General features: G+C 60.4%; 20 protein-coding genes. 7 read left to right on the top strand and 13 right to left on the bottom strand.

What is annotated here, in order from left to right:
* Positions 1-81 precede the first annotated feature (81 nt).
* Positions 82-1,416, top strand: a complete 1,335-nt coding sequence (locus EDF70_RS08880; RefSeq protein ID WP_132272991.1) for a glutamine synthetase family protein — start codon at positions 82-84, stop codon at positions 1,414-1,416.
* 16 nt (positions 1,417-1,432) lie between these two features.
* Here EDF70_RS08880 and EDF70_RS08875 read toward each other — a convergent pair whose 3' ends face one another.
* The 3 genes from EDF70_RS08875 to EDF70_RS08865 all read right to left on the bottom strand — a co-directional run bounded on the left by EDF70_RS08875 (position 1,433) and on the right by EDF70_RS08865 (position 3,514).
* The gene (locus tag EDF70_RS08875) at positions 1,433-1,819 is read right to left on the bottom strand and encodes a tautomerase family protein (protein ID WP_132272990.1); all 387 of its coding nucleotides are present in this window, start codon (positions 1,817-1,819) and stop codon (positions 1,433-1,435) included.
* A gap of 143 nt (positions 1,820-1,962) precedes the next feature.
* Entirely contained in the window at positions 1,963-2,448 is a 486-nt protein-coding gene (locus EDF70_RS08870) for a hypothetical protein (RefSeq protein WP_132272989.1), read from the bottom strand.
* 160 nt (positions 2,449-2,608) lie between these two features.
* Positions 2,609-3,514, bottom strand: a complete 906-nt coding sequence (locus EDF70_RS08865) for a diacylglycerol kinase family protein (RefSeq protein ID WP_132272988.1) — start codon at positions 3,512-3,514, stop codon at positions 2,609-2,611.
* Positions 3,515-3,805: 291 nt separating this feature from the next.
* Between EDF70_RS08865 and EDF70_RS08860 the strand changes: the two genes are divergently transcribed.
* The 3 genes from EDF70_RS08860 (at position 3,806) to EDF70_RS08850 (ending at position 6,647) form a co-directional block, all read left to right on the top strand.
* On the top strand, positions 3,806-5,014 hold the full coding sequence (locus EDF70_RS08860) for an MFS transporter (RefSeq protein ID WP_245519101.1): 1,209 nt from the start codon (positions 3,806-3,808) through the stop codon (positions 5,012-5,014).
* Between the two features lie 103 nt (positions 5,015-5,117).
* Positions 5,118-6,134 carry a zinc-binding alcohol dehydrogenase family protein gene (locus tag EDF70_RS08855; protein WP_132272986.1) on the top strand — a complete coding sequence of 339 codons (1,017 nt, stop codon included), beginning with the start codon at positions 5,118-5,120 and terminating at the stop codon, positions 6,132-6,134.
* A 96-nt stretch (positions 6,135-6,230) separates the two neighbouring features.
* Complete coding sequence (locus tag EDF70_RS08850; RefSeq protein ID WP_132272985.1) at positions 6,231-6,647, top strand: DoxX family protein; 417 nt, start codon at positions 6,231-6,233, stop codon at positions 6,645-6,647.
* Positions 6,648-6,702: 55 nt separating this feature from the next.
* On the opposite strand, the gene EDF70_RS08845 is transcribed toward EDF70_RS08850, so the two are convergent.
* From EDF70_RS08845 to EDF70_RS08805, 9 genes are all read right to left on the bottom strand, one after another.
* Positions 6,703-7,323, bottom strand: a complete 621-nt coding sequence (locus tag EDF70_RS08845) for a L,D-transpeptidase (protein ID WP_132272984.1) — start codon at positions 7,321-7,323, stop codon at positions 6,703-6,705.
* Positions 7,324-7,546: 223 nt separating this feature from the next.
* On the bottom strand, positions 7,547-8,641 hold the full coding sequence (locus EDF70_RS08840; RefSeq protein ID WP_132272983.1) for a hypothetical protein: 1,095 nt from the start codon (positions 8,639-8,641) through the stop codon (positions 7,547-7,549).
* 112 nt (positions 8,642-8,753) lie between these two features.
* Complete coding sequence (gene pqqE / locus EDF70_RS08835; RefSeq protein ID WP_132272982.1) at positions 8,754-9,863, bottom strand: pyrroloquinoline quinone biosynthesis protein PqqE; 1,110 nt, start codon at positions 9,861-9,863, stop codon at positions 8,754-8,756.
* Positions 9,860-10,192, bottom strand: coding sequence for a pyrroloquinoline quinone biosynthesis peptide chaperone PqqD (gene pqqD / locus EDF70_RS08830; protein WP_132272981.1), 333 nt, complete (start codon positions 10,190-10,192; stop codon positions 9,860-9,862). The genes pqqE and pqqD overlap by 4 nt, the downstream gene beginning before the upstream one ends.
* Positions 10,189-10,971 (bottom strand): pyrroloquinoline-quinone synthase PqqC, encoded by a 783-nt coding sequence (gene pqqC, locus EDF70_RS08825; RefSeq protein WP_132272980.1) that lies wholly within the window; start codon positions 10,969-10,971, stop codon positions 10,189-10,191. The genes pqqD and pqqC overlap by 4 nt, the downstream gene beginning before the upstream one ends.
* Entirely contained in the window at positions 10,952-11,875 is a 924-nt protein-coding gene (gene pqqB, locus EDF70_RS08820) for a pyrroloquinoline quinone biosynthesis protein PqqB (protein ID WP_132272979.1), read from the bottom strand. Before pqqB ends, pqqC begins: the two co-directional genes overlap by 20 nt.
* Positions 11,876-11,890: 15 nt before the next feature.
* A complete protein-coding gene (gene pqqA / locus EDF70_RS08815; RefSeq protein ID WP_132272978.1) occupies positions 11,891-11,986 on the bottom strand; it encodes a pyrroloquinoline quinone precursor peptide PqqA in 96 nt (31 codons plus the stop codon).
* Positions 11,983-12,237 carry a hypothetical protein gene (locus tag EDF70_RS08810; protein WP_132272977.1) on the bottom strand — a complete coding sequence of 85 codons (255 nt, stop codon included), beginning with the start codon at positions 12,235-12,237 and terminating at the stop codon, positions 11,983-11,985. The genes pqqA and EDF70_RS08810 overlap by 4 nt, the downstream gene beginning before the upstream one ends.
* Before the next feature lie 160 nt (positions 12,238-12,397).
* Positions 12,398-13,228, bottom strand: coding sequence for an oxidoreductase (locus EDF70_RS08805; protein WP_132272976.1), 831 nt, complete (start codon positions 13,226-13,228; stop codon positions 12,398-12,400).
* A gap of 113 nt (positions 13,229-13,341) precedes the next feature.
* On the opposite strand from EDF70_RS08805, the gene EDF70_RS08800 reads away from it, so the two are divergent.
* Positions 13,342-14,226 carry a LysR family transcriptional regulator gene (locus EDF70_RS08800; RefSeq protein WP_132272975.1) on the top strand — a complete coding sequence of 295 codons (885 nt, stop codon included), beginning with the start codon at positions 13,342-13,344 and terminating at the stop codon, positions 14,224-14,226.
* Between the two features lie 36 nt (positions 14,227-14,262).
* Here the strand turns inward: EDF70_RS08800 and EDF70_RS08795 are convergent, their stop codons facing one another.
* Positions 14,263-15,927: an electron transfer flavoprotein-ubiquinone oxidoreductase gene (locus tag EDF70_RS08795; RefSeq protein WP_132272974.1), complete on the bottom strand. Its 1,665-nt coding sequence runs from the start codon at positions 15,925-15,927 to the stop codon at positions 14,263-14,265.
* A 249-nt stretch (positions 15,928-16,176) separates the two neighbouring features.
* Between EDF70_RS08795 and EDF70_RS08790 the strand changes: the two genes are divergently transcribed.
* Entirely contained in the window at positions 16,177-16,965 is a 789-nt protein-coding gene (locus EDF70_RS08790; RefSeq protein WP_132272973.1) for an SDR family oxidoreductase, read from the top strand.
* Between the two features lie 193 nt (positions 16,966-17,158).
* Positions 17,159-17,884, top strand: coding sequence for a hypothetical protein (locus tag EDF70_RS08785; protein WP_132272972.1), 726 nt, complete (start codon positions 17,159-17,161; stop codon positions 17,882-17,884).
* The last annotated feature ends 18 nt before the right edge of the window (positions 17,885-17,902 follow it).

Raw genomic sequence — 17,902 nt, 5'->3', positions numbered from 1 at the left:
GCGGACTCCGTCTCATGATTGTGCAGAGGATTCTTAATTGCTACCAACGGGTCTCCGCAACAGTTGACTGACGGTTTTCGCATGGCTTCCGATACCCAGAATTCCCGCATCGAGATTTTGATCGTCGGCATGAACGGCGATCTGCGCGGCAAACGCATTCCGACTGACGCCGCCGACAAGGTGTGGGCCGGAGCGGTGCGGCTGCCGGCCTCGACGCAATCGCTGGATATTTGGGGCGATGACAATGACGACATCACCCAACTGTCGCTGGCGCTGGGCGATCCTGATGGCACCTGCATTCCCGACAAACGCAGCCATGTGCCCATGCCATGGGCGCCGGAAGGCTCGAGCCAAGTGCTTGCGACCATGCATGAACTCAGCGGCGAGCCCAGCTTCATGGATCCGCGCGCCATCCTCGCCTCGGTCGTTGCGAAATACGAGGCACGCGGCCTGAAACCGGTCGTTGCCACCGAGCTGGAATTTTACGTGGTCGAGGATGACTGGCGCGAGACCGGCAAACCGCAGCCGCCAAAGAGCCTGCAATACCGCGAGGAGCCGAACGGCTTTCAGCTCTACGACATGCGCGCAACTGATGCGCTCGACGATTATCTGCAAACCGTGCGCTCATACATCGAGGCCATGAAGCTTCCGGGTGATGCCACCACTGCCGAATTCGGCCCCGGCCAGTTCGAGATCAACCTGAAACACCGCGCCGATGCGCTGGCCGCCGCCGACGACTGCCTTTACCTGAAACGCATCGCCGAACAGGCCGCCAAAAAACACGGACTGAAATCCACCTGCATGGCCAAGCCCTATGGCGAGCACGCCGGCTCCGGCCTGCACGTCCACGCCAGCATTCTCGACGCAGACGGCAACAACATCCTCGATGCCAAAGGCGGCGATCCGGCGCTTTTGAAATCGATCACCGCCGGCATGCTCGACACGATGCGCGATGCGCAGCTGATCTTTGCGCCCTTTGCCAATTCCTACCGGCGTTTTCAGCCGGGTTCGTTCGCGCCGGTCGATATCGACTGGGGCATCGGCCATCGCGGCACGGCCATCCGTCTGCCGGAAACCGATGGACCGGGCGCCCGTATCGAACACCGCGTCGCCGGCGCCGATGCCAATCCCTATCTGCTGCTGGCGGCCATATTGGGCGGCATGCTGCTGGGCCTCGAAAACACGCTCGATCCCGGCCCGATGACCGAACCGGGGAAAGATGTACCCGAAGGCACGAAAAGGCTGACCCACGACTTTCTCACCGCCGTCGAGGATTTTTCCGCCTCGCCGTTCATCCGCGATGTGTTTGGCGAGCGCTATCAGAAGCTTTATGGCGATACGAAGCGCAAGGAGGCGATCGCCTATCTGCGCACGGTGAGCGACTTCGATTACCGGACTTATCTGCCGCGGGTGTGACAAGCAGGTACTTTTATCAGACGTCTATCTTGTAACCGAGATCAAGCTCGCTGGCAGGAAGCCCTTTGAGGCCCCAGCTCTCGGCAGGGACTTCGACAAGAATGGTCTTGATGTCACCGGCTGGAACGCCAAATGCGGCGAGTTCTTCGACAAGTGTCGTGTAAAGCCGGCGTTTGGCGTCCGTCGTGCGTCCTGAAAAAAGCGTCACTTCCACCACAAGATAGGACGGCCCCCTGCCCGGCGGCGTTATGATCGAATCCTCATCATATTCCAGCAGACGCACGCAGCGGTCATGCTCAGGAATTTTCAGGGCTGAAACCAGTGCTCTCTGCACAGCTTCTATCAGATCCTGCTTGCGCTCGCCTATCCACCCGCTACGGGTCTCGATACGTGTAGAAGGCATTCCCGCATATCTCCTGAAAAATCAGGATATACTATCATATAGGGCTAAAAACGGAGCAAGCACGGTTTATCGCTTGATATACCTGCGCGGGAAACCTCTTTCCATACAATCTCGGAAAAAGCGCAGTTGTTTGCGGCCCCCGCTCACTCCCGCCCAAACAACAGCGCCGACACGATCTGCCCATGCGCCCTTACCGTAAACGCATCCGTCCGCGCCTCGCGCACGGCCAGCCGTTCCGCGGTTTCCGCCGGTGTTTCCATCATCTCCGCCAGCAGACGTTTGGCACGCAGTTTTTCGGCGGATGCGATCGTATCGATGGCAATTGCGCCATCGCCGAGATCGGTCTGGAGAACGAATTCCTGCGGCGGAAAGCAGTCCCGTTCCTCGGTGATCAGCTCCACGAGCGCCAGATGCGACACCTGCCGTTTCGGCATGCGCGGGTTGCGGCGCTTGAGGTCGCGAACCTTCAGCTCCAGCTTGCTGCAGAGATCGCTGCGCACTGAAAAGACGGTGGCAATGCCGGCCCTGGCATCCTCGCAGCTCGCGGTAAAATCGGGAAGTTCAAAGATAAAATCAGGTTCGACTGCCGTCGTGCCCGATGAAAACATCGAATTATACGCAATACCCATCGTGCTCGCCCGTTAACATCCGGACAGGAAAAAGAGGCGGTCATGCCTCCTGCCTGATCAAAATATCCCCGTGAGGATGGGGAAAGGCTAGGCTCGCGTGCTTAAGGCAGGCTTAAAGTCGACTACAAGTTTTCATCTGGCGCAAAGTGAGCACAGCCGTTCACACCGTCTGCGGAGCCACCAGAACCTTCAATTCGCCGGCATGGATCTTCAGATGCACGTCGCGCGCCATCGGCAGAAGTTCGCCATCGATAACGCAGCGCACGTCATGGCGGCTTTTGGGAAAATGCAGTTCGATCGAGGTCGCCGTCATCGCCGTCACCGCCGGGTTTTCCTTCAGCCGGCCGCGCAGAATGTCGAGAAACAGCTTCATGGCCGTCGGCGGCGTCAGCGGTTCGGCGAGGTAAAAACCCAGCTTGCCGCCGGTCAGGTCGTCGGCATACATCAGCGCATCACGGCCGAACTCGTTGTTGGACACGGAGATTGCCGAAACCTTGTGCTTGCCGTCCTGCCCTTCCGTCTTGAACTCCATCTCGAACACTGGCGGATTGAAGACGACACCCATGGCAGCACGCGTGCTTGCCCTGATCTTGCCCAGTCGCGAGGCGAAATTCATCGAATTGCGGTAACGCACCATGCGCGCATGCATGCCGGCGGAAAACTGGTGGATGAAGGTGCGGTCGTTGGCGCTGGCGATATCGACATGCAGAACTTCGCCATTCGCCAGCACGTCGAGCACCGAAAAGATGTCGAGCGGCAGTTTCAGCGAGCGGGCAAACAGGTTCATCGTGCCGGCCGGCACCACGCCGAGCGCCAGACCATGCCGCCATGCAATCGCCGCCGCCGCCGAAATGGTGCCGTCGCCGCCGCCGGCGATCAGGCCCTCGACGCCGGGTTCATCCGCCGCCCTTTCCATCGCATCGATAATCTCCTTGCCGGCCACCACGCGGCAATCGATCTCGTGCCCCGCATCGCGAAAGATCTTTTCCGCGCGTTCGGCATAGGCCACCATGTCGGTGGTTCGAAAGGTGCCGCCGTCGCGGTTGAAGATGGCTACGAGTTTCATGAATTTCTTTCAGGTGGACAGGCTGCCGATAACGGCTCAGCAGGAAATTGGTTGCGAGGCATGCACTTAGCAAGATCAACGCTGACAAAAAGCTGACTTGCAAAGAAGTCACACAATTGCGTGATTGCAAAAACTCATTTCGTTCTGCTCTACCGCAACGCGAAATCCTATGTTAGCTTTACATCAAGATCATCTTGATGATCTACACCTCCAGCGCGGGCAAGCCGGTTTCCGGTTTCGCCCGTTCTTTTTGCGTTTCGCAATCACCTTAAAAACATGACCGATATTTCCATGCATAAACCCGAATCTGTTCGCGGCGAAGCCTTGGCCTTGTCGCCGCTCGCCATCATCCTCATCGAAATTGCCCTTGCCGTGGGAGGGTTCGGCATCGGTACCGGTGAGTTTGTCATCATGGGCCTGCTGCCGGACGTCGCAAAAACATACGGCGTCAGCGTTCCCGTTTCCGGCCATGTGATCAGCGCCTATGCGCTGGGTGTCGTCGTCGGTGCACCGATCATTGCCGTGGCTGCCGCCAAGATGACCCGGCGCAGCCTGCTTCTGTCGCTGATGAGCGTGTTTGCCATCGGCAACATTCTGAGCGCCATGGCGCCGGATTTCTACAGTTTTACCGCGCTGCGTTTCATCACCGGCCTGCCGCATGGTGCCTATTTTGGCGTGGCCGCACTGGTGGCCGCCTCCATGGTGCCGCCCAACAAACGGGCCCGCGCCGTCGGCCGCGTCATGCTCGGCCTCACCATCGCCACGCTGGTCGGCACGCCGATCGCCAATATTCTCGGCCAGTGGCTGAACTGGCGCGCCGCCTTCTATCTGGTCGGCTTCATCGGCGCATTGACCGTTGCGCTCCTGTGGTATTTTCAGCCGCGCGACAAAGTCTCGGAAGGTGCCAGCATCAAGCGCGAACTTTCGGCCTTTGCGCGTGGCCAGGTGTGGCTGACGCTCGGCATCGCCGCGGTCGGCTTCGGCGGCATGTTCTCGGTGTTTTCCTACATCGCCTCGACCACGACAGAAACGGCCGGCATGCCGGTCGCCATGGTATCGGTCGTGCTCGCGCTGTTCGGCATCGGCATGAATGTCGGCAATATCGTCGGCTCGCGCATGGCCGATGTGTCGCTTACCGGCACGATCGGCGGCACGATGCTGTTCAACATCGTTGTCATGAGCGTGTTCGGTTTTGCCGCGCAATATCCGGTCGTCCTGTGCATCTGCGTATTCCTGATCGGCTGCGGTTTTGCCGCAGGCCCTGCCCTGCAGACGCGGCTGATGGATGTCGCCGCCGACGCGCAGACGCTGGCTGCCGCCTCCAACCACTCCGCCTTCAACATTGCCAACGCGCTCGGCGCCTGGCTGGGCGGTTCGGTGATTGCGCTCGGCTGGGGTTTTGCCGCCACCGGTTATGTCGGCGCCTTCCTGTCGGCCGGCGGTTTTGCCGTCTTCCTGGCCTCCATGGCTTTGGAAAAGAAAACGGCAACGGCCGCCTGAGATGAATAGCCGCGTATGGCAGGACCGATAGTCCTGCCATACGCCTTGCAGCCTAATGAACCAGACGCCATGTTCTTCTCCACACCAGATGCAGGAGACAGCAATGCGCGCCGTCGGTTTCAACCAGAACCAGCCCATCACATCGGACACTGCCCTTCTCGACATCGAGCTGCCGGTGCCGGAACCACAGGATCGCGACCTGCTGGTCGAAATCCGCGCCGTTTCCGTCAATCCCGTCGATACCAAGACCCGCAAGAATGCCGTGGTCGAACCCGGCCAGTACAAGGTGCTCGGTTATGATGCGGCCGGCGTGGTGAAAGCCGTCGGCCCCGGCGTCAAACTGTTCCAGCCCGGCGACGAGGTCTATTATGCCGGCGCGATCAACCGGCAGGGCACCAATGCGGAATTCCATCTGGTCGATGAGCGCATCGTCGGCCTGAAACCGAAAACGCTGAGTTTCGAGCAAGCCGCCGCCCTGCCGCTGACGGCGATCACCGCTTATGAAGCGCTGTTCCACCGCATGAAGGTTCAGGACAAGGTGGCAGGCGCATGGAACGCCGTGCTTCTGATCGGCGGCGCCGGTGGGGTCGGCTCGATCGCCATCCAGCTTTTGCGCGAATTGTCCGACGTCACCGTGATCGCCACCGCCTCGCGGCCGGAAACACAGGACTGGGTGCGCGAACTCGGCGCCCACCATGTCATCGACCATTCAAAACCGCTTGCGCCCCAGATTGCCGAAATGGCGATCGGCCAGCCGGGTTTTGTCTTTTCCATCACTCAGACCGACCAGCACCTTTCCAACGCGCTGGAACTGATTGCGCCGCAGGGCCGCTTTACGCTGATCGACGACAGCGCCGATGTCATCGACCTGCGCCCGTTCAAGCGCAAATGCCTGTCGGTGCATTGGGAGATGATGTTCGCAAGGCCGGTTTTCCAGACCGCAGACATGATCGAACAGCACAAGCTGCTGACCCATGTGGCCGAACTGGTGGATGCCGGAAAAATCCGCACCACCCTCTCGGATGTGCTCGGGCCTATCAACGCGGAAAACCTGAAAAAGGCGCATGCGCTGCTCGAAAGTGGCACGACCCGCGGCAAGCTGGTACTGTCGGGTTTCTGATACAACACACGATTAAGGTGCATCTTTCAAAAGTACACTTTATCATTTGTCGGTAGCGAGTCATATTTCCCCGTCACTGTCTGAGGGGGAAATATCATGGCAACGACACAGACCAACAATTTTGGCAATCCGATCAACGCGCTGACCGGCGCGACGTGGTTCGGTTATCTGGCGCGCACCCTGCTCACCTTCGCCTTCTGGGGCAGTGGGCTTTCCAAGCTGATCGATTTCCCGGCCGGCGTGGCGGAGATGGCGCATTTCGGGCTGGAGCCGGCGGTCGCCTTCAACATCGCCACCATCATCGTGCAGATCGGCGGCTCGCTTCTGGTGATCCTCAACCGCTGGACATGGCTGGGTGCGGGTGCGCTCGGCGTCTTTACGGCGCTCACCATTCCGCTCGTCCATCACTTCTGGACGATGGAGGAGCCGATGCGCACGATGGAATTCCATGTTGTCGCCGAACATATCACCGTCATCGGCGGCCTGATGGTGGTTGCCTGGAAATTACGCTGAAACGCAAAAAGCCCGCCGGGGTGCCGACGGGCCTCTCATCAGGAATTGCCAAAGATCAGGCGGTCGCCTGCAGCACAACGACCTTGGCACCGGTATTGATGCGGGCATAGAGATCGATGACGTCGTGGTTCATCATGCGGATGCAACCACTCGACATGGCATGACCGATCGATTCCGGCTGGTTGGTGCCATGGATACGGAAATGCGTGTCGTTGCCACCGCGATAGAGATAGATCGCGCGGGCGCCGAGCGGGTTGTTGGGGCCACCCGGCATGCCACCGGCGAGCTTGCGGTAACGCTCTTCGCGGCGCTGCATGTTGGCGGTCGGGGTCCATGTCGGCCACTCGGCCTTGCGCCCGACATAGGCATCGCCTGCCAGCGCCAGACCGGCGCGACCGACACCGACGCCGTAACGGATCGCCCGGCCACCGCCGAGAATGAAATAGGCGCGGCGTGCCGGCGTATCGACGACGACGGTGCCCGGCGCATAGGCGGACGCATAAGCGACTTCCTGACGGCGCAGGTCCGGATTGATCTTGTCGATCGGCACCTGCTTCATCGGGAACTGTTCGTTCGGCAGCGCGGCATAGTTCGTCTGGGCATTGTAGGTCGTGGCGCTGCATCCGGCGAGGAACAGCGGCAGGCCGAACATCAGGCCGCGGCGGGAGATCGACATGAATTGTGTCCTTGGTGAGTCGAGAAGATGGCCAAGGATTAGGAATTCATGGTTAATGAACCGCTAAGGAAAACTACCCTGTCAGTGGTTTGTTAAGGTGTGGGGCGGACGGAACCCACCATTCCTGATGGCGGTCAATCCGGCGACGAACAATATGGCAGAACCGTCATCGGTATCATTTTCGCGATCTGCATGACTGCGATCGCCGTTGCGCCGGCAGGGATCAAGCTCTTGCAGGCGCGGCACCTGCGACTTTGAATACATTACCATTGCGCAAGCCAAGTATGGTCAGCGTAACTGCGATCAGATCCATTCCGCTCACTGAAATTCCCCAGTTCCAAGCCAGAGCCTCCGAAGCGACCAAAAATGCGATGTGGATCAACGCGATGATGGTCGCGATCAGCGTCACCGGCGCACCGGAGCGGATCACGCTTCTGTTATGTCGGACATAGGCGAAGACAAGGAAAGGGATTAGGAGCGACGACAGGGCCATTTGCGCCATTCCAAAATAGACAGGACGCAACTGGGCGAGAAAGATCCATAGACCGGCAAACCTCAACCCGATCAGATCGGCCAGCAAAGACAGGACTTCGTCCGTGGCCAAGACAAGAACGTTCATCGCCATCGGCGCGATCCAGGTTGCCAGAAAGAAAGGCCAGATCAGGATCTCGAGCGGCGCACTGGTCTCACCGTCTTTACCTTCACCTTGCGGGATGCAGGCAGATCGCCAGAGCGCCACCATGACGATCGCCACCACCACGCAGACGAGATGGGCTCCGCAAAAAATCAACCAGCCTGTCGGCGCAACCGCGCCTGTTCTGACCAGATCGAACTGCCCACCGAACTGTCTCGGCATCGCTACGAGCGGCCCCACAGCCCACAACAGCCAGAAACCGTTGCGAAAGCCCGGCATGCGGATCTGAAAACACAGGATCACCGTCAGTGCCGTCATGCCGAGAAAGGTGGCCGTCGTCAGCCACAAGAAACTGTCGCCCTCAAGAGCGACAAGATCGCCTGCTCTCAGGGCATTCGCGATATCCCCGGCATCAAGAACGGTCATGACGATAACGATCAGCCCGACCGCAACCGTCTCCACGACTCCGACCGGTTGTCCCGGGCGCGGGCGACCCGTCACCAGACGCAGGATCTCGACCAGCGCCAAGGCCGTAAACAGTGGCATCACCCAGATTGCGAAAATCGAGAAACGGCCCACACCACTGCTGCTGCCGGTTTGATCAGCGACAGCAGCCATGTCGAGACCCGGCAACGGAATATTCCACGCAATGATCAGGACAAGCCCCACCAGCGCCGCCGTCATCGCCCGCCGCATATCCATCCTGTCATTCCCTTCATCAACAAAACCGGTCCCGTCGGGCGCTTATCTCTGCCCGACGCAGCCAAAGTCAATGAAGGGAAAAATACCGGCGGTCTCAGCCGCGATAGACAAAATCCGTCTCGAGGCTCTCGGCATCCCGCGTTGCCTGTTCAGCCAGTGCGGCGTGATGCGGCGAAAATACGCAGACCGGATCGGTCGCCGCCGGGTCGCCCGCCAGCGCCATCGCCTGACAGCGGCAGCCGCCGTGGTCGATATGCTTGCGGTCGCAGCTGCGGCAAGGTTCCTGCATCCAGTCGTCGCCACGATAGGCGTTGAAGGCGCTGCTGTCGTACCAGATATGCGACAGAGACGCGTCGCGCACGCTCTCGAAATGGAGCGACGGAATGCTTTCGGCCGCATGGCAGGGCAGAACACGGCCGGATGGCGTGACGTTGAGGCCGCTGGAGCCCCAGCCGCCCATACAGGCCTTCGGGTAACGCGCATGGTGGTCGGCAGCGACGTAATCGATGACCAGCACGCCTTCCAGCCGTTTGCGCGCCTCTTCCACCAGCGCCGTTGTGCGCTCCACCTGCTCGCGGGTCGGCATCAGGGCCGCGCGGTTTCTTTCCGCCCAGCCGTGAAACTGCACGGTCGCCACCTCGATGCGGCGGGCGCCGAGCTGGACGGCCAGATCGAGCATGTCGCCGATCTGATCCATGTTCTGCTTGTGACAGACGGCGTTGACGGTCAGCGGCATGCCGGTGGCAGCCACCCAGCCGGCCACCGCCATCTTGCGGGCATAACCGCCGCGATAATTGCCGACACGATCGGCCATCGCATCGGTCGAGCCCTGGATCGACAATTGCACATGATCGAGCCCGGCTTCGGCCAGTTCGTTCAGCCGCTTTTCGGTGAGCCCGATGCCGGATGTAATGAGATTGGTATAAAGCCCGAGATCGGCGGCCGCCTTGGTCAGTTCGGTCAGGTCGCGGCGTGCCGCCGGTTCACCACCGGAGAGATGCAGGTGCAGAACGCCGAGTTCGGCGGCCTGCCGAAACGTCTCGATCCATTCGGCGGTGGAAAGCTCGTCACTCCCCTTCACCAGTTCCAGCGGGTTTGAACAGTAAGGACAGCCCAGCGGGCAGCGATGCGTCAGCTCCGCCAGCATGGCGATCGGCGGAGATGGGCGCACGCGGGTCACAGGCGCTTTGACAACCATGTTCATCGCGCGATCTCCAGCATACGACGGTTGGAGAATTCGCGGATGAAGGCAATCATGTCGGCAAGGATGTCATCCTTCGGCGCACCGAACAGTTCGGAAAACTCGGCGGCGATGATGTCGAGCGTCTTCACCCCATCCAGCGCCTTGACGATGGCAACAGCGATATCATCCAGCGCCAGTGCCCGTTCCGGTGCCAGAAGTACGGTCTGGCCACGCACGGGGTCCTCGCGCAGTTTTACGCCACGGGCAAGTTTCGCCACCGTCGCGCCATCGATGACGATGTCCGGCGTGCTCGCATTCCCGCCGGTCTCGACTGCGGTGTCCTCGGTCATTCTCCGGCCCTCAATCGCTGCGGTTCGGCATCGAGATCACCGGTTACGCCTTCGCGTCCGTCCCAGCCACCCGGAGGCAGCAGAGCCGGGCTGACATAGGCGTAGGCCAACGCATCCAGCTGCGACCACAGAACGTCTGTCTTGAAGGTCAGCGCCGCCGCCGCTGCATCCTGCTTTTCCAACGTATCGGCGTGGTCGAGCACGTATTTCAGCCCGAACTCGACATCCTTGGGCGCCTCGTTCAAACGCTGGCGGAAATAAGCGAGCGCCCGGTCGTCGGCAAACGCATAATGTTCCAGCAGGCCGGCAATGCGGTTGGCATGAATGGCCGGCGCGAACAGTTCGGTCAGCGACGAGGCAACCGCCTCCAGCATCGGCTTGTCACGCACGAAGCGGACATAGGCATCGACGGCAAAACGCGTACCGGCCAGAACGCCGCGCGTCGAGGCGACGTAATCGGGATCGAGGCCGACCGCTTCCGCCAGTTTCAGCCAGCGACGGATGCCGCCGCCTTCTTCCACGCCGCCATCGTGATCCTCGATACGGCTGCGCCAGGCGCGGCGCAGGTCCGGATCCTCGCAGCGCGACATGAAGGCGGCATCCTTCAAGGGAATGCGGCTCTGGTAATAATAACGGTTGATCACCCAGGCACGCACCTGAACCATGTTCGCACCGCCGCCATGCAGCAGGTGGTGAAACGGATGTTTGTCGTGATAGCGGGCCGCGCCGATGGCGCGCAGGCGGGCCTCGAAGGCGGTTCTATCGGCAGCGTTCTGCAAGGCGGATCTCCATCTCGTCATGGCCCACTTCAAAGCCTTTCGCTTCAAGTGCGGCCCGTTCCGGCCCGGCGCGCCAGATCGGATTGGTATTGTTGATATGCACAAAGACCCGTCGCCGGATAGACAGTGCCGACAGCGCGTCCAGGCTACCGCCCTCGCCGCTGATCGGCACATGGCCCATGCGCCGGCCGGTCTTGATGCCGACGCCCAGCTGGATCATCTCGTCGTCCTGCCAGACCGTGCCGTCGAACAACAGCAGGTCGGCACCGTCGATGCGCTGTACCAGAGCCGGCGTCACCTCGCCGCAGCCCGGAATGTAATAGGCGCGCAGGTCGCCGACGCGAAATTCGACGCCAATCGTCTGCTCGCCTTCGGTGCCCAGTTGCGGCTCGCCCTTTTCGAGGTAGAGCGGCACTTTTCCGGGCACGGCAAACAGCCGCGTTTCCAGCTGCGGCAGCGGGAAAAATGGCTGATCGAGCGCAATCTTCCGCTGTGTCACGCATGCCGGATCCAGCACGTTGAAAATCGGGTTGTCCGACAATGTCTGCAACAGCGCCGAGGTGGCGTAGAGCGAAAATTCCTGTTTTTCGCGCAGCGTCAAAAGCCCGGCGATATGGTCGACATCGCCATTGGTCGCCAGCACGCCGGCAATCGGGCTGCCACGCAGACCAGCCGGCCAAAGTGCGGAGTTCCGCTCCATCTGGGCGCGGATATCCGGCGATGCGTTCAGAACCAGCCAGGAGACGCCATCGACGCTGACAGCCAGCGAGGATTGCGTTTGGGGTGCGATTTCGCCTCGGCGTGCCGCCGCGCAGTTGGGGCAACCACAATTCCATTGTGGCAACCCTCCCCCCGCGGCAGCACCGAGAACGAGAAAGCGTAGAGATGCGGTATTCCCGTTCAAATCCGTGTCCTGCAATTAGAACAGGACCGGTTCTTCGCCATCCGGCTGCGCATAACGGTTGATTTCCATGCCGCAGGTGACTTCCTTGAACTTAGGAGCATGCCACTTCATGATTTTACCTCTTCTGATGATCCGAAAGGGCAACGCCTTCGGACTGTTTCTGAGACACCACAGTGTTGCCGGTGCTGGAAACGACGTTCGAAAGCGCCGTTTCCGGAAAGCTGATTCCGCAGTGCAATATCAGTAAATTTAGGATTGGGAATTCCTAAAAGAAGCGCGGCGACGATGAAATTAAAGTGAAGCCATTCGCTTGCGGCGGCCGGCATCGCCATGAACACGTTGATCTCACCGACAGAAGCCATTTTCCGGGTGCCACCGGCCGTTCAATCTGATGATCAAAGACTGCACCCGTGCAGCACATCAGTAAAGGCTGGGCTCACCAATATTTGCAGGGCATGCGCACGCTCTCGCCACGGGCCGCATCGATTGCTGCAGCCCATGGCATATAGGCATTGTCCGATGTCAGTCGCGGAAGTCCGTCGAGGTGGAAATCTCCCGCCATGTCGCGACGATTGCGGCGTCGGAAACATGCTTTTCCTCGATGGCGCGCACCGTGTCGCTGCCCAGCGGCAGGCGCACCGGCGGGTTGTCCGCATCGGCAAAATCGATCAGCACATCGGCCAGTTTCTGCGGATCACCCGGCTGGTTATGGCTGACTTTCGCCGCCAGACGACGCATGGCTCCGGCGGTCTCGTCGTAATCGGCGATGATGTGCTCGCTGACCGACAGCGATGCCGCATCAAGGAAATCGGTGCGGAAATAACCGGGTTCGACGGCGGTGACATGGATGCCGAGGGGAGCGAGTTCCGCGCTCAGCGATTCCGTCAGCCCTTCGACGGCGAATTTTGCCGAGGAATAGACCCCGAAACCGGGACCGGCGCGATAACCGCCAATCGACGACAGGTTGAGGATGCGGCCCGAACGCTGGCGGCGCATATGCGGCAGCACAGCGCGGGTGACGGAGAGAAGACCAAAAACGTTGGTGCGGTAGATCGCCTCCACTTCCGATGCCGTGGCTTCCTCGACAGCGCCCAGCAGGCCGAAACCGGCATTGTTGAGCAGCACGTCGATGCGGCCGAAACGTTCGACAGCGGCCGCTGCTGCGGCAATCGCCTGCGCCTCGTCAGTGACATCCAGTGCCACGGCCAGAAGGTTGGGATGATCGCCGAACCGCTCGATGACGGTTTTGGGATTGCGGGCGGTGGCGACGACGTTGTCGCCCTTGGCGAGAGCGCGTTCGGTGATGAGGGCGCCAAATCCGCGCGAGGCGCCGGTGATGAACCAGGTTTTCATGACTATGTCCCTTTCTAATGATGGTTGTTTCGTTTGCAGGGACAGAATTAGGCCTTTTCGATTTCCGTGATTAGCGGCATAGTTTTCCTGACAATCATGAATATGGCTCAGCAATGCGCACAACCGACCTTTCCGAACTGGCGGCTTTCGAAGCCGTTGCCCGCCATCGCAGCTTCCGCAAGGCGAGCGAGGAGCGCGGCGTCACGGCTTCGGCCATCAGCCATGCGGTCAGCAATCTGGAGGCGCGGGTCGGCATCCGGCTTTTGCATCGGACCACCCGTAGCGTGTCGCTCACCGATGCCGGCGCCATGCTGCTCGCCCAGCTTTCACCGGCCTTCGGCGAGATCGGCTCGGCGCTCGATGGTCTGAACCAGTATCGCGAAACGCCATTCGGCAAGGTGCGCATCAATGCGCCGAGCTCAATCGCTCCCTTCGTGCTCGGGCCGATCATGGCAAAACTGATCCGCGAAAACCCCAGCCTTCAGCTGGAGATCGTCGCCACCGACCGCCTGGAGGATATCGTCGAGGGCGGGTTCGATGCCGGGATCCGGCTGGGCGAAAGCCTGCGCGACGGCATGACGGCGGTCAGGATCAATCCGCGCCTGCGTTTTGCCGTGGTCGGCTCACCCGAATATTTTGACAAGCACACGATACCGAAAACGCCTGCGGACCTGAAAGGCCATGCCTGCATCCGCAATATCTATCCAAGCGGCACGCCGTATGCGTGGTCGTTCGGCCGGGAAACGGAAGTGGTCGATTTCGAACCGACCGGGCCTCTGACACTGCATGACCACGAGCTGATGATCGAGGCGGCATTGGCCGGCATCGCGCTCGCCTATGTCTGGGAAAACCGGGCAGAACCGTTTTTGCGCGATGGCAGGCTGGTTCGTTGTCTTGATGCGTGGTGCCCGCCGGAGGACTGGCTGTATCTCTATTATCCGACCCGAAAATACATGTCGGCCGGTTTGCGCGCGGTGATCGACGCCATGCGTGTGTAACGAAAGAGGCGGGCCATGACACCCGCCTCATCCGTCTTACATATTCTGGTAAACCGGGCCCTCTGCCCCCTGCGGCGGTACCCAGTTGATGTTCTGGTTGGGGTCCTTGATGTCGCAGGTCTTGCAGTGGACGCAGTTCTGCGCGTTGATCACGTAAACCTCCTCGCCGTCCTTCTCCACCCATTCATACACCCCGGCCGGACAGTAACGCGTCGAAGGGCCGGCATAGACGTCATGCTCGGAGCGCTTCTGAAGCTCCATATCCTTCACCTGAAGGTGGACCGGCTGGTCTTCCTCGTGGTTGGTGTTGGACAGGAACACCGATGACAGACGGTCAAAGGTCAGCACGCCATCCGGCTTCGGGTAATCGATCTTCTTGTGCAGCTTTGCCGGCTCAAGCGACTGCGCATCCGTCTTGCCGTGTTTGAGCGTGCCGAAGAAAGAGAAGCCAAACAGCTGGTTGGTCCACATGTCGAGACCGCCGAGCGACACGCCGAGTACGGTGCCGAGCTTCGACCACAGCGGCTTGACGTTGCGCACCCGCTTCAGGTCCTTGCCGATGGCGGTGTCGCGCCATTCGTTTTCGATCTCGACGACCTCGTCATTGGCACGACCGGCCGCGATCGCTTCCGCCAGCTTGTCGGCCGCCAGCATGCCGGAGAGAACGGCGTTATGGCTGCCCTTGATGCGCGGCACGTTGACGAGACCGGCGGAACAGCCAATCAGCGCGCCGCCCGGAAATGTCAGTTTCGGCACCGACTGGTAGCCGCCCTCGGTGATGGCGCGGGCACCGTAGGAAAGCCGTTTGCCGCCTTCGAAGGTTGGCGCAATGGCCGGATGCGTCTTGAAACGCTGGAATTCCTCGAACGGGTAGAGGTACGGGTTTTTGTAATTGAGATGCACGACGAAACCGACCGCCACCTGGTTGTCTTCCAGATGGTAGAGGAAGGAACCGCCGCCGGTCTTCATGTCGAGTGGCCAGCCGAACGAGTGCTGCACGAGGCCGAGTTTGTGGTTCTCCGGCTTGACCTGCCAGAGTTCCTTGATGCCGATGCCGAACTTCTGGACGTCGCGATCCTTCGACAGCTCGAATTTGGCGATCAGCTGCTTGGCCAGCGACCCGCGCACGCCCTCGCCGATCAGCGTGTATTTGCCCAGCAGCTCCATGCCGCGGGTAAAGGCGGGGCCGGGTTCGCCGTTCTTCTCGATGCCCATATCGCCGGTGGCGACACCGCGCACCGCGCCGTTTTCATCGTAGAGCACTTCCGAGCCGGCAAAGCCGGGATAGATCTCGACGCCAAGGGCTTCCGCCTTTTCGCCGAGCCAGCGACAGACGTTTCCGAGCGAGACGATGTAGTTGCCGTGATTGTTCATCAGCGGCGGCATCAGGATGTTGGGCAGGCGCACGGAGCCGGCAGGACCGAGCAGCATGAAATGGTCGGCGGTGACTTCGGTCTTGAAGGGATGCCCCTCCTCTTCCCGCCAGCCGGGCAAAAGCGCATCGATGCCGACAGGATCGACAACCGCGCCGGACAGGATATGCGCACCGACTTCCGCGCCCTTTTCCAAAACGACGACCGAAAGGTCCGGGTTGATCTGTTTCAGCCGGATCGCAGCGGACAAACCGGCAGGACCGGCGCCGACGATTACCACGTCGAATTCCATCGATTCCCGCTCGGGAAGCTCCATCGCTTCGGTCATAGTTGCGCTCCCTTGCTGCACACTGCCCACCTTATGTGATCGTTTTCTTTGACAAAAGCGGCACGGCTTGTCGACTCAGGAAAGCGACTTCGGCCATGCGTTTTCCGGCATGCGGCATCACACCGCCTTACGTTTACGTTCACGTAATACAAAACTCAAGACACTGCCGCCAAGTTCCCTTTGCCTGATTTGATTGCCTGCCTATAAGTGCTTCACGCTTTTCAAAGGCGCAATGAAAGGAACAGCGAAATGGATCTCGGAATTTCCGGCAAGCGCGCGCTCGTGCTCGCCTCCTCGCGCGGCCTCGGCCTCGGCCTCGCAACGGCTCTGGCACGCGAAGGCGCAAATGTGCTTCTCGTCGGTCGCTCGGGCGACAAGCTGGCGGAGAACTGCAAGGCCATCAATGCCGAAGGAAAAGGCAAGGCCGACTGGGTCTGGGGCGATCTTTCCGACGAAAATTTCGTGGAAGCCATGCAGGCCGCCGTCAAGGAAAAGCTCGGCGGCATCGATATCCTCGTCAACAATACCGGTGGCCCAACGCCGGGCGCCACCACCGACATGAGTATCGAAAAGCTTTCCACCTTCTTCGAGACCATGGTTCTGAAGGTGATTGCGCTCACAAATGCGCTTCTGCCGCAGATGAAGGAACAGGGCTGGGGCCGCATCCTCACCGTCGGTTCCTCCGGCGTGCTCGAGCCGATCCCCAACCTCGCCTTGTCCAACACCCTGCGCGCCGCGCTGGTCGGCTGGAACAAGACGCTCGCCACCGAAGTCGCCAATGCCGGCGTCACCGTCAACATGCTTCTGCCGGGCCGCATTCACACCGATCGCATCGATGAACTGGACGGCGCCAATGCCAAGCGTCAGGACAAGTCGGTGGAGGAAATCCGCGCCGCATCGCTGAAAACCATCCCGGCCGGCCGCCTTGGCAAGGTCGAGGAATTTGCCGCCGCCGGCGCCTTCCTGTGCTCTGAACAGGCCAGCTACATCACCGGCTCGATGCTGCGGGTGGATGGCGGCGCTGCGAAGTCAGTCTGACCTAAAAGCTGAATATCTGTCGGAATAAAATCCCGATAGACTTCCAAACCCTGCAGCGTCGCGGCGAAAATGCGTTCGCGACGCTGCAACGCCAAAAAACTTCTCAAGTTTTACTTTAATTGCACTTCGTCAATTGATGATAGCTAAATGCGCATAATCTAATGGCTTTCCGATTATTCGATCGGAGACCTTTATGCTCGAAGAAATCTTAGGAGGGGGACATTCCTCCCCTCCTTCCAACAATAACAATACCCAACCGACGACCTCGCCGTCTTCGCCTGCCGCGTCCCAGCCAACAACCGGCACGAACGAACCTGTCGAAGACGATACGGCGGAAGACGACATGCCGGTCGATCATGATGACGGCACCTATTCTCCGGCACCGGTAGCGGGCGACAGCGGCCCGGAAGAGGTCGAGCCGCAAGAACCGACAGCGGACCCCGTTGCTTCCGAACCGGTCGCATCGGACGAGGATAGCGAAACCGTTGCCCCTGCGCCCGTCGCCGCCGATCCTTCGGAAAACGGTGACGCAGACGAGGAAAACGAAAGCGAGGCGCCCGCGACACAGCCACCTGTGGCGACAACACCTTCGCAGCCCGCTCCCTCCGCCGGCACAACACAGCCGGATGAGGTCGTGGACGACGTCGCGACCCTGCCTGCAGCATCCGCAACGAAGAGCGATCCGGTGACGCGCATTACCGACCTCGTCGCCAGCTATGAAAAGCTGCTGTCGGAAGCACCTGTAGATCAAAATGAACAGGCACGCACGCGAGCGATGGAACTGGCGCAAAACCGCGTCCTCACAAGCCTGCTCGGCGACCTGTCGACCTCGGATGCGCGCCTTGCGATTCTCGACGATGACAATGCCCAGTCGGGCGAGGTTTCGCTGATCAACAAATATTATGCCGAGGCTGGCTGATAACGCCCCTTTCAGCAT

The sequence above is a fragment of the Neorhizobium sp. JUb45 genome (assembly GCF_004343585.1).
Lineage (GTDB): Bacteria > Pseudomonadota > Alphaproteobacteria > Rhizobiales > Rhizobiaceae > Neorhizobium.
This window is presented reverse-complemented; position numbering and strand designations above follow the sequence as displayed.

Excerpts from the sequence above, each read along its gene's own strand:
- EDF70_RS08805 (WP_132272976.1), bottom strand. The coding sequence starts at position 13,228 with ATGAAAACCTGGTTCATCACCGGCGCCTCGCGCGGATTTGGCGCCCTC.
- EDF70_RS08875 (WP_132272990.1), bottom strand. The coding sequence starts at position 1,819 with ATGCCTTCTACACGTATCGAGACCCGTAGCGGGTGGATAGGCGAGCGC.
- pqqD (WP_132272981.1), bottom strand. The coding sequence starts at position 10,192 with ATGACCGAGGACACCGCAGTCGAGACCGGCGGGAATGCGAGCACGCCG.
- EDF70_RS08800 (WP_132272975.1), top strand. The coding sequence starts at position 13,342 with ATGCGCACAACCGACCTTTCCGAACTGGCGGCTTTCGAAGCCGTTGCC.
- EDF70_RS08850 (WP_132272985.1), top strand. The coding sequence starts at position 6,231 with ATGGCAACGACACAGACCAACAATTTTGGCAATCCGATCAACGCGCTG.
- EDF70_RS08790 (WP_132272973.1), top strand. The coding sequence starts at position 16,177 with ATGGATCTCGGAATTTCCGGCAAGCGCGCGCTCGTGCTCGCCTCCTCG.
- pqqE (WP_132272982.1), bottom strand. The coding sequence starts at position 9,863 with ATGAACATGGTTGTCAAAGCGCCTGTGACCCGCGTGCGCCCATCTCCG.
- EDF70_RS08785 (WP_132272972.1), top strand. The coding sequence starts at position 17,159 with ATGCTCGAAGAAATCTTAGGAGGGGGACATTCCTCCCCTCCTTCCAAC.
- EDF70_RS08865 (WP_132272988.1), bottom strand. The coding sequence starts at position 3,514 with ATGAAACTCGTAGCCATCTTCAACCGCGACGGCGGCACCTTTCGAACC.
- EDF70_RS08840 (WP_132272983.1), bottom strand. The coding sequence starts at position 8,641 with ATGACGGCGGCGCTGGTGGGGCTTGTCCTGATCATTGCGTGGAATATT.
- EDF70_RS08855 (WP_132272986.1), top strand. The coding sequence starts at position 5,118 with ATGCGCGCCGTCGGTTTCAACCAGAACCAGCCCATCACATCGGACACT.
- EDF70_RS08795 (WP_132272974.1), bottom strand. The coding sequence starts at position 15,927 with ATGACCGAAGCGATGGAGCTTCCCGAGCGGGAATCGATGGAATTCGAC.
- EDF70_RS08880 (WP_132272991.1), top strand. The coding sequence starts at position 82 with ATGGCTTCCGATACCCAGAATTCCCGCATCGAGATTTTGATCGTCGGC.
- EDF70_RS08810 (WP_132272977.1), bottom strand. The coding sequence starts at position 12,237 with ATGGCTTCTGTCGGTGAGATCAACGTGTTCATGGCGATGCCGGCCGCC.
- EDF70_RS08870 (WP_132272989.1), bottom strand. The coding sequence starts at position 2,448 with ATGGGTATTGCGTATAATTCGATGTTTTCATCGGGCACGACGGCAGTC.
- EDF70_RS08845 (WP_132272984.1), bottom strand. The coding sequence starts at position 7,323 with ATGTCGATCTCCCGCCGCGGCCTGATGTTCGGCCTGCCGCTGTTCCTC.
- pqqA (WP_132272978.1), bottom strand. The coding sequence starts at position 11,986 with ATGAAGTGGCATGCTCCTAAGTTCAAGGAAGTCACCTGCGGCATGGAA.
- EDF70_RS08860 (WP_245519101.1), top strand. The coding sequence starts at position 3,806 with ATGCATAAACCCGAATCTGTTCGCGGCGAAGCCTTGGCCTTGTCGCCG.